Genomic DNA, 14947 nt, shown 5'->3' on the forward strand with positions numbered 1-14947 from the left:
GTACCAGAAAGCGTTATTCCAGCATTCGAAGCCGAAACGGTTGTTAAGGCTACTTGCGAAGCCAAAACAGCGACTCCATTTAAGGTATCATTTATTAAAACATTGGAGAAAGCGGTTCCGCCGTTGGCACCGTTTACAGGAGTTCCAGCATCATCATTAGCGACAATAGCAGGCGCAGTAACAGTAACAGTAACGGTAGCAGTATCACAATTGTTTGGATTTATAATTTCACAGATTTGGTATACCAAAGTGTAAGAACCGGCAGGCGTACCCGGAGCCACAATCACATTAGTACCAGAAAGCGTTATTCCGGTATTCGAAGCCGAAACGGTTGTTAAGACTACTTGCGAAGCCAAAACAGCGACCCCGTTCAAAGTATCGTTAACCAATACATTAGTGAAAGCTGTTCCTCCGTTGGCACCGTTTACAGGAGTTCCAGCATCATCATTAGCGACAATAGCAGGCGCAGTAACGGTAACGCTAACGGTGGCAGTATCACAATTTATTGGATTTATAATTTCACAGATTTGGTACACCAATGTATAGTTACCAGCAGGCGTACCCGGAGCCACAATCACATCAGTACCAGAAAGCGTTATTCCAGCATTCGAAGCCGAAACGGTTGTTAAGGCTACTTGCGAAGCCAAAACAGCGACTCCATTTAAGGTATCATTTATTAAAACATTGGAGAAAGCTGTTCCTCCGTTGGCACCATTTACAGCAGTTCCAGCATCATCATTAGCGACAATAGCAGGCGCAGTAACAGTAACAGTAACGGTAGCAGTATCACAATTGTTTGGATTTATAATTTCACAGATTTGGTATACCAAAGTGTAACTTCCCGCAGGCGTACCCGGAGCCACAATCACATTAGTACCAGAAAGCGTTATTCCAGCATTCGAAGATGAAACCGTAGTCAAGACAACTTGCGAAGCCAAAACAGCGACTCCATTTAAGGTATCATTTATTAAAACATTAGAGAAAGCTGTTCCTCCGTTGGCGCCATTTACAGACGTTCCGGCATCATCATTAGCGACAATAGTAGCGCATTGCAAAGTTCCGCCACTAGTACTTGCTGTGTTGATAAATGCTCCGTATACATTAATATCATTTATTACACTCGCAAGTGACCCTACACTAATTCTGATTTCGTCAAAAGATTGAGTACTCTGAAAACCCACATTATAGATTCCAGGACCAGAGTCATACGGAGGTATCGTCAAAGATAGATTTAACAATAGTGATGCACTTTTAGACTCTCTAAATACACCGTCTAAATAAGTAGAAATAGTTAACGAATTGAACAAATCTAACTGGATCAAACTATTCAAATCTTTTATTGTAAATCCTGCATAACTACCCGCAGGATAAGTAGACAACTGATCTAAAACAGCTATAGAAGCTGGAGCAATTACTCCTGCGGTAACTAAAACCGAAGCAAAATCAGTAGTGTTTGCTGTTAATACATTATTTGTATTGTTAACTGCGCAGGCCACACAAGCCAATCCATCAACACCGGTTTTTCCACTATCAATGATTACAGGAAAAATTGGATTCGTCAATGCGTATGTTTTATTGCATTCTAAGATTACCGGACACAATTTTTGGAAAATAGCACTGTAAACATTCACAACTCCCAGACTCACTGTTGCTGTATTAGTAATAGTAATAGTAATACGAGCTTCATCAAAAGATTTAGTTGTAACAAAACCAATTGTCTGTAAACTACTTCCCACCAAAAGATTGGTTCCTACCGTAACTAAAGCAGCATTTCCAACTTTAGTTTCCTGAAGAACTCCATTAAGATACGTTCTTATAGTGACTGCGTCGAGTGCATTTACATTCAACAATGAAGGATTCTCTATTGTAAAACCTACAAAAGAACCTATAGGATAATCTTTTACCTGATCTTTTACAGAAATACTACCGCTGTTTCCAACACTTATCGTTAAATTTATTTGAGCAAAATTTGAAGTATTCTGATCTATCAAATTGTCTGCATTGTTTATTGAACAAAGTGCACAAACTAAACCATCAATACCTGTATTTATACCATTAATATAAACTGGATAAGTAGGAGCTAACATCGCTGTTTGTGTATTACAAACCAAATCAGGCCCAGCACAGAAATTTTCAAAAACAGCACTATAAACTCTTGTTGAACCTAAATTCAGAGACAAAGTCTGGTTAATGGAAAGCTGAACTTCATCAAATGATTTTGTTGAAACAAAACCCACTTTATACCGACCAGGATTGTTTAATAAAGAGCCATTGACTACCAAATTATTACCCAAAAAAGATTCTTGCTGAACTCCATTAAGGTATGTAATTATTGAAATATTCCCTAAGGCAGAAACATTCAGCAAATTAGAGTTTTCTATTTCAAAGCCAGCATAAGTACCCGCGGAATAATCCGTTAGTTGATCTTTTACAGCAATACTTCCCGAAGCAGCGACACCAGCTGTTAAAGTTATTGTAGCATAATCATTTGTATTAGCGCTAATGACATTCGAAGCATCGTAAATAGTACCTAAACTTATGCCTGAAATGCCAGTATGTGACGGTTCTAAACTTACTGGATAAGCTGGAAGATTCATTGCCGATGCGGTATTACAACTTAAAGCCGGACCTGTACAATAGTTTTGGATTACCGGGTAATAAACATCAATAGTATTTAACAAACTAGCCAAACCTTCTACAGAAATTTCAATCGCATCAAAATCTTGAGTTGTATTAAAACCTACTACATAATTATTTCCTGAACCGTTAAGCAATCCTACACCCAAAAGAGAAGAACCCGAAGCTATTTCTTTTAATGTACCGTTCAGATATGTTCTAATTGTAATTGAGCCCAGTAAATTTAAGCTCAATAAATTACCAGTATCAATCCTGTACCCTACATAAGTACCAGCAGAATAATCCGTATCTGTGTCTGTCACTCTATAATTTGCTGAACCTGCTGCACCAATAGTTACAAATGCAGTTGCAAAATTATTCAAGTCTGTATCTATTAACCTAGAAGCATTAGGAACCGCACAAAGCACACACACACCGTTGATACTTGCTGTTGCTAATAGGTTACCGTAAGTGCTATCAATAAAAGGAAGTGGAGTATCTGAATTACATTGAGCTGGGACAATATTTGTTGTTATAGTCTGGCTTACTGAATCACTGCGATTCCCACAGTTGTCGGATGCATCCCAAGTTCTGGTTGTACTGTATAATCCAGGTCGACTGCCAGGTGTTTGAGTGGTAGAAAGTATATTAACTGTGGTTATTCCACAAGTATCAGTTGCAGTTGGCGGACTAAAAACAGGTGTTGTCGGAGAATTAATTGTAATATTTTGACCGGCAGCACTTATTATTGGGGCTACTAAATCTTTTATTGTATATGTATAAGACCAGTTGCGGGTATATGGAGTTTCACTTGGATTACATGTTGTATAATCTACATAAGACCACGTGTAAGTTTTTGTAGTATTACAAATTGAAGATGAATTAGGCTCTTTAATAGTTAGACCTGTAAATATGATATCATTACCGCAATTGTTTTTAAAAGTAGGAGTTGAAGGTAGAATAGCTTCTGCTGCACAACTTACTATTGAACCACCATTCATAAAAGCGGAAACAAAATTAGATCTACCACAGGCATCTGTAACTTTTAGTTGGAGTGCTACGTTCCCAATTACAGAAGGAGCGATGTAGGTTGTTGGGTTTGTTGAAGTGCTTGAAAAAGTCCCACCTCCAATAGCGGACCATTCATAGGTAACCGCTCCCTTATTTCCAGTCACAGTTGCTATTAATGGATACGTTTGACTAGGAGTTAATGCAGTTGGAAAAGAGCTGTTAAGGTTTACATTAATTTGTTGTTTAATTCCAGCCAATAGTACAAAGTTAAAAAATGATCTTTGAGCCGCAATCATAGATTCAGTAGTTCCACTGTTATATTCATGAGCCGCTTGATACATTACCATACCCTTGGTAGCATCACCATAAGTTGGTCCATAAGCTAGAAGAGCAGCCGGATTTTCAGGGAAAGTGTAATTTCTACCAGAGTCCGTATAATTGTTTTGATAAATGGCTACTTTAGTAGTACTTCTCCATAAAGATTCTGCTTTTGGAAGATAGATTCGTTCTGATCCATTTTGTAGTGAAGCATCCATTTTCCCAATAAACTGCATCACCGGATCAGCATTAGCGGATGGATTATAAGTTCCAACAACGATTGGCTTATTGTGATTTGCCCATGGCTCTAGACCTTTTTCCGTAAGAAAATTAAATGGAGTTGTATTCCCCGCACTCACTATGTCTAATGCGCTTACTGCATGACAGCCTACCCAAAGATAGCCGCCATTATGCATATAATTTCTTAGTGCGATAACATACGCCGAAGACCAATTCTGTGGATCAGCATGTGGCAGTACGTAAATATCACCACAACTTGTAAGTTGAGTTGGGTTACTTTGTGTTACATAAGAACTTGATGGAATTCCGGCATTAAGATAATATGGAGTTATTAGGCTACCATTTTCGGTGTCTAGTAGTGCCCTTGGCCAGCTGGTAAGTTTATTAAATATGGGTGCAGTGAAGGGTGCTGCAATCGGGCCATCAATAACAACCCCATTTGATCTCCAAGTGGCAATAAGGGTTCCTAAAATAGCGGCATCCTCAGCAGCAATTATAAAAGTTCCCCCTTTATAGGCTTTAGATCCAATTGAAAAATCAGCACCATCTTTAACTTTTGAGGAGTTTATTGACCAGTATACTGGTACATTTTTATCGCGAATCAAAGTGTAAACTAAGCCATAAGGCTTTAAACCTTTGGCAACTGTAGTGTTTTGCCCCATATCAATAATATAAGAGCCTGCATCGAATGTTTTGTTGGGATTAGTTTGAGAATGTATAGGACTTTCAGACATAAAGAAAGCCAATAAAAAAAGAGTAATTTTAGTTTTCATACAATCAAATTTTAATTAATTGAGGAGTATTATTTTGAATTTTAAAAATCAAATTCAAGTCTTAAAGCATAATAATGTTGAAAAACAAAATGATATTAGTAGCCGGCTTGGTCTTCAAAAACAATGTTTTCAAATTTCCAGGAAGCAATTCCACTATCTTTAGACTCTAAACAATTCCAACAAACTATTTGTGCTGTTTTGTCATCTAGAGGTATCATAATGTTAGCCGTAAAAAGATCCCCATTTTTGAAAGTAATAACATAAGTAAGTTTTACATCTTTTTCATTTTCATTCTTAATTTCAAAATATCCAGAATCGCCATTTTCATTTTCACAAGTTCTAAGAAATAGTAAGGATTCCGTTTTGCTTTGACCAAAAGAAATCCAATCTGAACATTTGTTCGAGCTTAAATTTGATGAAATGAACACGATAGTAATTGTATAAAGTAAAATTATTTTCATTTTTTGTTTTTTAAATTCCTAATTTTTGTTTTATCCTTCAGAACTTTTAAATAACATACATTCTGTTTTTGAATGATGTTTTGCTGGCAATTATTTGTATTGTATTTAAATGAAATTTTTCTAGTCCTTTGTTCTGTTAATACACTGAATAGTATTTACAAAGTCAGTCTGACTATTCATTAATGAAGATGAATGATATATTTAGAGTGAAGGACTTTTCAAAAAAATTTGATAAATCTGAGAAGATATTTTTTGGGGTAAAGTATTTTTTTCATGTAGGTATGAGTGATTATATTCAGGTTTTTTTAAACAGGGCAATGTTTAAAAGAGCTAAATTATAGGTAATACAGCAGGTTTGTTTCTTTTTTCTATAAACTACTTAAAAAGTCGATGAAAGGTAAAATTTTAAAAAAAAAAGATAAAAAACGGAAAAGAAAGTTAATTTTTTATAATATAGGGATATAATTATTTGCCATAAAAAGAGGTTTTGTAATTTTTGTTTATAATTTAACCATCTATTTACTAATAGACTGATTTAAGGTGACTTATTTTTTAGACTGTTTACTAAAAACATTTTTACCAACTAAAAAGCACCTTGTAATGATTCTTTTTGATACTAATAACATAGTTTTTAATAAAAAAAATTAAATAATAAACTTAGTTTTTGTAAATTGTATCTGATTATTTAATTTCTTATGTTTAGAGACCCCAAAATTATTTTACATTATGAAAAATTTAATTATAGTACGTCATGCAAAATCAAGTTGGGAGGTATCGTTACACGATAAGGATCGTGCTTTAACAAAGAGAGGCATACAAGATGCGCATCTTGTTTCTTCGGATATTAGCCATTTTATACCCAAAACATATCTAATCTGGACGAGTACAGCCAAAAGAGCAACAGACACTGCGTTAATTTTTGCTCAAAATTTAGCCTATCCTATTGACTGTATCATTTACAAAGACGACCTTTATACCTTTGATGAAAAAAAGCTTGAGAAAGCTATTAAATCCTGCAGTAACAGTTTCGAAAATATTATTCTTTTTGGACATAACGGGGCAGTTACAAATTTCGTGAATAAATTTGGAGATGTTTTCGTTGAAAATATTCCTACAACCGGATTTGTATCCTTAGAATTTGATACTGAAAATTGGAAAAAAATAAAAAAAGGTAAAATAAAAAAAATTATATTCCCCAAAGATTTAAGATGAATAAAGTAGTAGCACATAAATATATTGATAGAGAAAAAAGTTGGTTGGCATTCAATGCCAGAGTGCTTCAGGAAGCTGGAGATAATTCAGTTCCGTTACTAGACAGATTGCGGTTTTTAGGTATTTTTTCCAATAATTTAGATGAGTTTTTTAGAGTTCGTTTTGCCGCCATCAGACGATTAAGTTTAACAGGGATAACCGGAGAAAAATATCTTGGGGGTATTTCAGCACAACAATTAGTCAAAGATATCACTGAAATTGTTATCCAGCAGCAATCCGAAAGTTTGCGAATTTTGAGTGTAATTGAATCGGAACTCGAGAAAAAAAATATATTTATCATTACGGAAAATGATATCTCCACACAACAAGAAATTTTTTTGAAGGACTTTTTTATCCAAAAATTAAGTCCTGAATTAGTCACTATTATATTAAATGATTTAGCAGAATTTCCATTGCTAAAAGATACATCCGGATACCTGGCAGTGAAGTTGGTAATGAATCACACCTCAGAGATTCGCTATGCCGTTATCGAAATTCCTAAAACAATTAACCGTTTTGTGGTTTTGCCCTCTGATAATGAAAAACAATATGTAATTCTTATTGATGACGTGATTCGACATAATTTAAGCAGCATCTTTAATATTTTTGATTATAAAAGTGTTTCGGCACACATGATCAAAATTACCAGAGATGCGCAATTGGATATCGATAGTGACTTAAGTAAAAGCATGATCGAAAAGATATCCTTGAGTGTAAAAGACCGAAGAATTGGAGAACCAGTTCGCTTTATTTACGACCAATTGATTGAAAAAGATACCTTACAGTTTTTTCTTGATGAAATGAAAATTGAATCAACAGATAGTATTATTCCAGGAGGGAGATATCATAACAGAAGGGATTATATGAATTTTCCTAATCTTGGGCGATTTGATTTATTGTACAAAACGAATGATCCTTTACCCATTCCTGGGCTAAGTCTCGAAGGAAGTATCTTAGAAAAAATTAGCCAAAGAGATTATTTATTAAATGCTCCTTATCAGTCTTTCTCCTATCTCACACGATTTTTGCGTGAAGCGGCATTAGACCCAAAAGTGACTTCCATTAAAATCACATTGTATCGTTTAGCTAAAAATTCTCAAATTATTAGCTCTCTGATTAATGCTGCTAAAAATGGAAAAAAAGTAACGGTTCAAATCGAATTACAAGCTCGTTTCGATGAAGCTTCAAATATTTCCTATGCTGAACAAATGCAATTAGAAGGTATTGAACTTATTTTTGGAATAAAAGGGCTAAAAGTCCACAGTAAAATATGTGTCATCGAAAGAAATGAAAATGATAAGATAAAACGATATGGTTTTATTTCAACAGGAAATTTCAACGAATCTACCGCCAAAGTCTATACTGATGTGACTCTTTTTACGAGTCACCAACAAATTTTGAAAGATATCATGAAGATCTTTGAGTTTTTTGACATTAACTACAGGGTGAATCGTTACAAACATCTGATTGTTTCGCCTCACTATACAAGAACTCGATTTGTAAAATTAATAGACCGTGAAATTACACATGCATTAGCCGGAAGGAAAACTCATATAAAACTAAAAATGAATAGTTTGTCTGATTTTGCAATGATAGATAAGTTATATGAAGCCAGCAGGGCAGGAGTGAAAATTCAACTTGAAGTGAGAGGAATTTGTTCCTTAATACCCGGTATTGCCGGAATGAGCAATAACATAGAGGCCATAAGCATTGTGGATAATTATTTAGAACATTCCAGAGTTTATATTTTTGGAAATGCCGGACAAACCGAAGTTTATATTTCATCCGCAGATTTCATGACTAGAAACTTAGATGACCGTGTCGAAGTAACCTGTCCTATTTATGATCAGGAAATAAAAAATGAATTAATCGATAATTTTGATATCGGATGGAAAGGCAACGTAAAAGCTCGTTTTCATTCCTATAAATTAGATAATAAATACAGAGGACGAAATCATAATCCTGTTTTTAGGGCACAACTAGAGACCTATAAATATTACCAAAATAAGTTAGAACTAGCATCCAAAAAGTAAGTAGTATCATCCCGGTAATCATTTGTTTGATACATTAAATTGAATAATGATTTTTTATAAGGAATAACGAATCCAAGCAAAATGATTAAAATAAAAAAATATGCAGCAATCGATATTGGATCTAATGCCATGCGCTTGCTAATTACAAATATAGTAGAACAAGAAGGCAAAGAGCCACAGTTTAACAAAAGTTCCTTGGTTCGTGTTCCTATTCGTCTTGGGCAAGATGCCTTTACCGTTGGTGAAATTTCAGAAGAAAATATTGAAAGAATGTGTGATGCCATGAAAGCTTTTAATCTTTTGATGAAAGTTCACAAAGTAGAATCCTATAAGGCTTTTGCTACTTCAGCCATGCGCGAAGCCTATAACGGTAAGGAAGTTGTGGCAATAATAAAGAAAAAAGCCGATATAAAAATTGAAATTATTGATGGTAAAAAAGAAGCAGCCATAATTGCTTCTACTGATTTACATCATTTATTAAAGACGGATCAAACCTATCTTTTTGTAGATGTTGGTGGCGGAAGTACGGAGTTTACATTGTTTTCGAATGGAAAAATGAAAAATTCAAGATCCTTCAAAGCCGGAACCGTACGTTTATTAAATGACATGGTTTGCGATGTAGTCTGGGATGAAATAGAAAAATGGATTAAAACAAATACGCAGGAATACGATGAAGTTACCTTAATAGGTTCTGGCGGAAATATTAATAAGCTTTTTAAAATGTCCGGAAAAATACAAGAAAAGCCCTTGTCGTATATTTATATGAATTCACAATACGCTTTCCTGAATTCCCTTAGTTACGAGCAAAGAATATCTGAGCTGGGATTAAATCCGGATCGTGCCGATGTAATTATTCCTGCAACCAGAATCTATCTGAATGCTATGAAATGGAGTGGTGCCAGAAATATTTATGTTCCTAAAATTGGACTTTCAGATGGTATTGTAAAAGCCATGTACTACAATAAAATTTAAGTTTCCAATCTAAATTATGTGTATTATGCATCTAAATCTAATCCAAATGTTGTTCGTAACAGATCAATATTTGGATTTATTTCATGAAGTCTGTTGTAACGGTCTTGGTCATTAAAATTTTTTCTGCTTTGAATACTTTCATTTACAATCACTTCAATTGTAATGTCGTGATTGTGTAAATGCCCTTTTAAATATCCCAAAAGCCCATTTAATTCTTTTTCAAAATCAAGTTTTGATCCTTCATTGGGCAACTCAATTGTGATGGCAGTTCCACTTAATACCGGATCATTAATAAGCAGGAGTGATTCCATAATTCGAAACCCTTTCTCTCCTAAGCGTTGTGCATATTTATTCCAATACAGCAACATTTCAGTCTCGCTAAAAGTTTCTGTAGGCAAATTAAGAACTTCTTTTATTATTCCTTTATTGCTTTCTTCTAAAGCTTTTTTTGCCCGAATACTGGATAACGAAAAAGCTGAAATCTTAGGCTCGTTTCCTGATGGGTTATGGGTTATGGGTTTTGGGCTTTGGGTTTCAGGTTGAACAACTTCAGGTTTAAACTCTTCGGCTGAGTTCTGGGAAACAGTTTCGGATTTGGAAACTGGAACTTGATTTTTGACATTGCCATTTTCATTGCTATTGCCATTGTTTTTTTGAATTTCTACTATAGCGTAATCATTCTTCCTGTAATAAGTAGGTGGAATTATAAATTGGTCAACTTTTTTTTTTCTCCATCAAAAGTGATAGAGGCCAGTTGCATAAGGCAAAGCTCAACAAGAAGTCGTTGATTTTGACTCAGTTTGTACTTTAAATCACAATCATTTGCTATTTCGATTCCTTTCAAGAGAAAATCTTGACTGCAATTTTGTGATTGCACGCCATACATTTGTTGTGCTTGTTCTCCAACTTCTAATAAAGATAAAGTTGCAGGTGTTTTAGAAACCAGTAAATCTCTAAAATGAGAGGCTAATCCGGATACAAAATGGTGTGCATCAAATCCTTTGGCAAGAATTTCGTTGAAAGCGATTAATAATTCCGGAATTTTGTTTTCCAAAATCAAATCTGTTACATTAATAAAGGTTTCGTAATCCAACACATTCAAGTTTTCCGTAACGGCCTGACGTGTCAACTCTTTTCCACAAAAAGAAACTACTCGGTCAAAAATAGACAACGCATCTCGCATGGCACCATCAGCTTTTTGAGCAATGATATGCAAAGCGTCATCTTCAAAATTTACGCCTTGACTGGCAGCCACTTCAGCAAGATGTTCTTTGGCATCCTTTACGGTAATTCTTTTGAAATCAAATATCTGACAACGAGAAAGTATCGTTGGAATAATTTTATTTTTTTCGGTCGTTGCCAAAATAAAGATGGCGTGTTTTGGCGGTTCTTCCAATGTTTTCAAGAAAGCATTAAAAGCTGCGGAAGACAACATGTGAACCTCATCAATAATATACACTTTGTATTGTCCCGTTTGTGGCGGGATCCGAACTTGGTCAATCAAATTCCTGATGTCATCAACAGAGTTGTTTGATGCAGCATCCAATTCAAAAACATTAAAAGCGAAATCTTCATTTGGATCATCGTATCCGGGCTGATTTATTTTTCGAGCCAAAATACGCGCGCATGTCGTTTTGCCAACGCCGCGAGGCCCTGTGAATAATAAGGCAGAAGCCAAGTGATTGCTTTCTATGGCATTCAATAAAGTATTGGTAATGGCTTTTTGTCCTACAACATCTTTAAATGTTTGAGGACGATATTTACGGGCCGATACTACAAATTGTTCCATAGAATTTTATTCGAAAGCAAATATAGGTTTTAATTTAAAGATGGAAAAATTTAAGTATTGAAAGATTTTATAATTTTTCAAATGGTTTTTATTTCCCAAATTCCCTAGCCCAGATAGAAGAGAAAATCAGATTTTTAAGTGTTTTTTTTAACGGTATTATGTGTTACCTAAAGTTTGGATTGTCCACCGGTTTCGATGCATAATTTTTCTAAAACAACTGCGGCGTCATTATTTGAATTTGCCGAAAAACCAGCTACAAAAACTCCTTTTTTACCAGAATCAGAGCTGATTCCATATACTACTGATTCTTCGTCAGGATCAGTATCCCCTTCGTAGCGGTAGACGTGATTTACTTCAAATTTATGTGGATTAGATTTAATATCATCTTGATGAATATTAAAATCATAGGTAAAACCTTTTTCTTTTAGATCTTCTAAGGCTTCTATTACGGTGGTATAATGGTACATTGGTTTCATGATTAATGAAAGATTTATTATTATTTATAAAGGTAACTAATTTATTATTAAGTCATTGCGAAAAGGATGTTAAAGTAAATAATCTAAAATGGCGATACATGAAAAAATATTGTAATTTTGCACCGCAGACCGCCTTATCGCTGTTTTGAGCAATCAAAAGAGAGGAAAGTCCGGACACCAAAGGGAAGCATAGCGGGTAACACCCGTCGGTTCAAGTAATTGGATTAGGACAAGTGCAACAGAAAGTATGTACAGGTAATGCTGTAGTGAAACCAGGTAAACTCTATGCGGTGAAATATCAAGTATATCAGCATTTAAGGGCTTCTCGTCCGTTGTTGAAGGGTAGATAGCTTGAGTCACGCAGTAATGCGGGATCTAGATAAATGATAAGGCTCCGACCCGATAGCTATCGGGATTCGGAGACAGAATCCGGCTTATAGGTCTGCATTTTTTTTGTTAAAAGATTTAATAAAATTTAGGATTGTAAAATCTAAAAGGAAACCATTAAGACATTAGTTTCATTAAGTTCCACGGCTTAATTTTCTAAATTCCTTAATGGTTTACTTTTTTAAATAGTGCTTATGATAACACGAATTGGAATTTTAGGATTAGGTGGAGTAGGCGGTTATTTCGGAGGATTATTAGCCAAAGCTTATTCTGAGTCGGATGCAATCGAAATTGTCTTTATTGCTCGTGGCGAAACCCAAAAAGCAATAGCCCAAAAAGGTTTGAAAATTATTTTAGAGGAGAGTGAAACCATTGTTTTTCCTAGTTTAGTTTCTAACGATCCAGAAGAAATTGGGGAGCTGGATTACCTTATTTGCGCCACTAAAACCTATGATATCGAAAAAAGTTTTGAATCTATAAAAAACTGTATCACTCCAGATACGATAATTCTTCCTTTATATAATGGCGTTGATGCCACGGCACGCATACAAATACTATTTCCTGAAAATAATGTATTACAGGGTTGTGTGTATATTGTTTCGATGATTGTTGCTCCCGGTGCGATCAAAAAAATTGGTGCTTATGAAAAATTATTCTTTGGTTCAAAAAATGCTCCGGTTTCTAAGTTAATAGAATTACAATCTATCTTCGAAAAGGCAAATATTGAAAGTTATCTTGTTGAAAATATAGAAGAAACGATTTGGGAAAAGTTTATTTTTATTTCAGCTCTGGCTTCAGCAACTTCATGTTTGAACCAAAACATTGGAGGAATTTTAAATAATCCTGAAAATAAGGCAGTTTATAGCTCATTATTAAACGAGATTTCTGCTGTTGCTTTAGCAAAAGGATTAGCGATGCCAATTGACATTGTTGCTCAAACTATTGCTAAATTAGAGAAGTCCCCACAAGACAATACATCATCCATGCACAGGGATCTATTAGCAGGTAATAAAACGGAAGTGGGTTCCTTGACAGAATATGTAGTTAATGAAGGTTTGAAATTCGGGGTTGATACTCCAATATATAAGCAAATATTGGAGCAATTGTCTTAAAATTGTTTCCGGGATTATTCTTCGTCACTATCGTTTTGGTCTGATTCGTTTTCAGAATCTTCCTCGCCAGAGCCAATTTCGAAGAAACTAAAAATGGAACCACCATAACTTTTTTTAAATGAAAAGTGAATCATGTGATCCAGTTTGGTATATTTAGAATGTTCAATTACCATCATTCCCTCTTCATTGAGCAGTTCTTTTTCAAAAATCAATGAAACAATTTTTTCAAAAGTATTCTGGTCTAATGCATAAGGTGGATCTGCAAAAATGATATCGTACGAAGTTTTACACCGTTCTAAATAGGTAAAAACATCACTTTTTGTAGCAGCTATATTAAAATCATATTCGGTTGCCACTTGTTTGATGAATTTTACACAACCAAAATCCGCATCGACAGAGGTAATTGGGGTGCTGCCACGAGAGGCAAACTCGAAACTGATATTCCCGGTTCCGGAGAATAAATCTAATATTTTTAGTCCTTCAAAACTGAAATGGTTGTTCAAAACATTGAATAATGCTTCTTTAGACATATCGGTAGTGGGACGTACTGGGAGTCCTTTTGGCGGAAAAATGCGTCTTCCTTTGTATTTTCCTGAAATGATTCTCATGAGTTGAAAAGTATAAAATGATTTCTGTTTTCGGCCTCAGAAAAATAATTGTTCCATCGCAAATCTTCCACATCAATTAGGAAAACATTGCGAATGTATTGGTAAGCTATTTTGAAAAAAGCACTCTCGGTTTCAATTTTCCCTATCATTTCCAGTTGAAAGTTCTCTGGATTTAAATTCAATTGTTCGGCTGTAAATAAGATGTAATACATAAAATCTTCAGGTGTGCTGTATTCAAAAGAATTGAAAAGCAATAATTTTTGGTTTTGAACCACAATGATTTCAAAATGACCTGAATTGAAATGAATAAACATCTTTTTTTGGTCAATGTTTTTGGAGGCAACCAAAAGTTTCGAAACTAAAATACTATTGGCGTGTTTATAATCAAAAGAGCCAAACTGATCAATAAAAAAATTATTGATATTCACGTACGGAATATAGACGGCATTCATTTGATTATTTGGTATTTCATCAAACGCAAAAAAATCAGTTTCAAAAACCTTTGTATTGTATTGTAAGTAACTTCCTAGAAAGTTTTCGTCAAAAAGTGCTGTAGGTACAAACGTAGAAAGATTGTTGTTGTGGATCACCAGAACGGCGTCATAGGTATCCTTTAATTCTGGATAATTCTGAAAGGCATTGGCAAACAAATCTTCAATTTTGGTAGTGGTGTCAAATGGATCAAAATGTATCTCATTGAATGAAATAACAGTGTTGTTCAGCATATCAAATGTACAAAAAGAAAGTCCCTTCAATGAAACTTGAATGGAAAGTTTTTTATAATTTTTTTCGACTATGTTCATAATAAGATTGCTTTTTCTAAACAACGCAAACTTACAAATTTTAAAATCAATAACAATATCAATTGCAATGTCAATAGCCAAAATCAATAGTAATAAT

The 14947-nt window shown here is 34.6% G+C and carries 10 protein-coding genes, 1 other RNA gene and 1 pseudogene; 5 read left to right on the forward strand and 7 right to left on the reverse strand.

Translation table 11 applies throughout. The features are described from left to right. Together EKL95_RS14885 and EKL95_RS05025 are read right to left on the reverse strand one after the other, a co-directional pair. Positions 1–4958 (reverse strand): annotated as a pseudogene (locus EKL95_RS14885) (hypothetical protein); the annotation flags it as partial. 95 nt (positions 4959–5053) lie between these two features. Further along, entirely contained in the window at positions 5054–5419 is a 366-nt protein-coding gene (locus EKL95_RS05025; protein ID WP_126459218.1) for a hypothetical protein, read from the reverse strand. Between the two features lie 726 nt (positions 5420–6145). Between EKL95_RS05025 and EKL95_RS05030 the strand changes: the two genes are divergently transcribed. The 3 genes from EKL95_RS05030 to EKL95_RS05040 all read left to right on the forward strand — a co-directional run bounded on the left by EKL95_RS05030 (position 6146) and on the right by EKL95_RS05040 (position 9675). Beyond that, the gene (locus EKL95_RS05030; protein WP_126459221.1) at positions 6146–6631 is read left to right on the forward strand and encodes a SixA phosphatase family protein; all 486 of its coding nucleotides are present in this window, start codon (positions 6146–6148) and stop codon (positions 6629–6631) included. Continuing rightward, complete coding sequence (ppk1, locus tag EKL95_RS05035) at positions 6628–8703, forward strand: polyphosphate kinase 1 (protein WP_126563679.1); 2076 nt, start codon at positions 6628–6630, stop codon at positions 8701–8703. The genes EKL95_RS05030 and ppk1 overlap by 4 nt, the downstream gene beginning before the upstream one ends. Positions 8704–8784: 81 nt before the next feature. Next, positions 8785–9675, forward strand: coding sequence for a Ppx/GppA phosphatase family protein (locus tag EKL95_RS05040; protein WP_126553444.1), 891 nt, complete (start codon positions 8785–8787; stop codon positions 9673–9675). A 23-nt stretch (positions 9676–9698) separates the two neighbouring features. On the opposite strand, the gene EKL95_RS05045 is transcribed toward EKL95_RS05040, so the two are convergent. The 3 genes from EKL95_RS05045 to EKL95_RS05055 form a co-directional block, all read right to left on the reverse strand. Next, the gene (locus EKL95_RS05045; RefSeq protein WP_231507343.1) at positions 9699–10073 is read right to left on the reverse strand and encodes a DNA polymerase III; all 375 of its coding nucleotides are present in this window, start codon (positions 10071–10073) and stop codon (positions 9699–9701) included. Between the two features lie 305 nt (positions 10074–10378). Beyond that, on the reverse strand, positions 10379–11464 hold the full coding sequence (gene dnaX, locus EKL95_RS05050; protein ID WP_126563680.1) for a DNA polymerase III subunit gamma/tau: 1086 nt from the start codon (positions 11462–11464) through the stop codon (positions 10379–10381). Between the two features lie 167 nt (positions 11465–11631). Beyond that, positions 11632–11940 carry a hypothetical protein gene (locus EKL95_RS05055; protein ID WP_126459229.1) on the reverse strand — a complete coding sequence of 103 codons (309 nt, stop codon included), beginning with the start codon at positions 11938–11940 and terminating at the stop codon, positions 11632–11634. A 121-nt stretch (positions 11941–12061) separates the two neighbouring features. On the opposite strand from EKL95_RS05055, the gene rnpB reads away from it, so the two are divergent. After that, an RNA gene (gene rnpB / locus EKL95_RS05060) (RNase P RNA component class A) lies at positions 12062–12393 on the forward strand. Between the two features lie 128 nt (positions 12394–12521). Next, positions 12522–13439 (forward strand): ketopantoate reductase family protein, encoded by a 918-nt coding sequence (locus EKL95_RS05065; protein ID WP_126459232.1) that lies wholly within the window; start codon positions 12522–12524, stop codon positions 13437–13439. Between the two features lie 14 nt (positions 13440–13453). On the opposite strand, the gene EKL95_RS05070 is transcribed toward EKL95_RS05065, so the two are convergent. Both EKL95_RS05070 and EKL95_RS05075 read right to left on the reverse strand, forming a co-directional pair. Further along, complete coding sequence (locus EKL95_RS05070) at positions 13454–14047, reverse strand: RsmD family RNA methyltransferase (RefSeq protein WP_126451673.1); 594 nt, start codon at positions 14045–14047, stop codon at positions 13454–13456. After that, positions 14044–14850, reverse strand: a complete 807-nt coding sequence (locus EKL95_RS05075; RefSeq protein WP_126563681.1) for a DUF3822 family protein — start codon at positions 14848–14850, stop codon at positions 14044–14046. Before EKL95_RS05075 ends, EKL95_RS05070 begins: the two co-directional genes overlap by 4 nt. Positions 14851–14947: the final 97 nt, after the last annotated feature.

The sequence above is a fragment of the Flavobacterium sp. LB2P53 genome (assembly GCF_003970305.1).
Lineage (GTDB): Bacteria > Bacteroidota > Bacteroidia > Flavobacteriales > Flavobacteriaceae > Flavobacterium.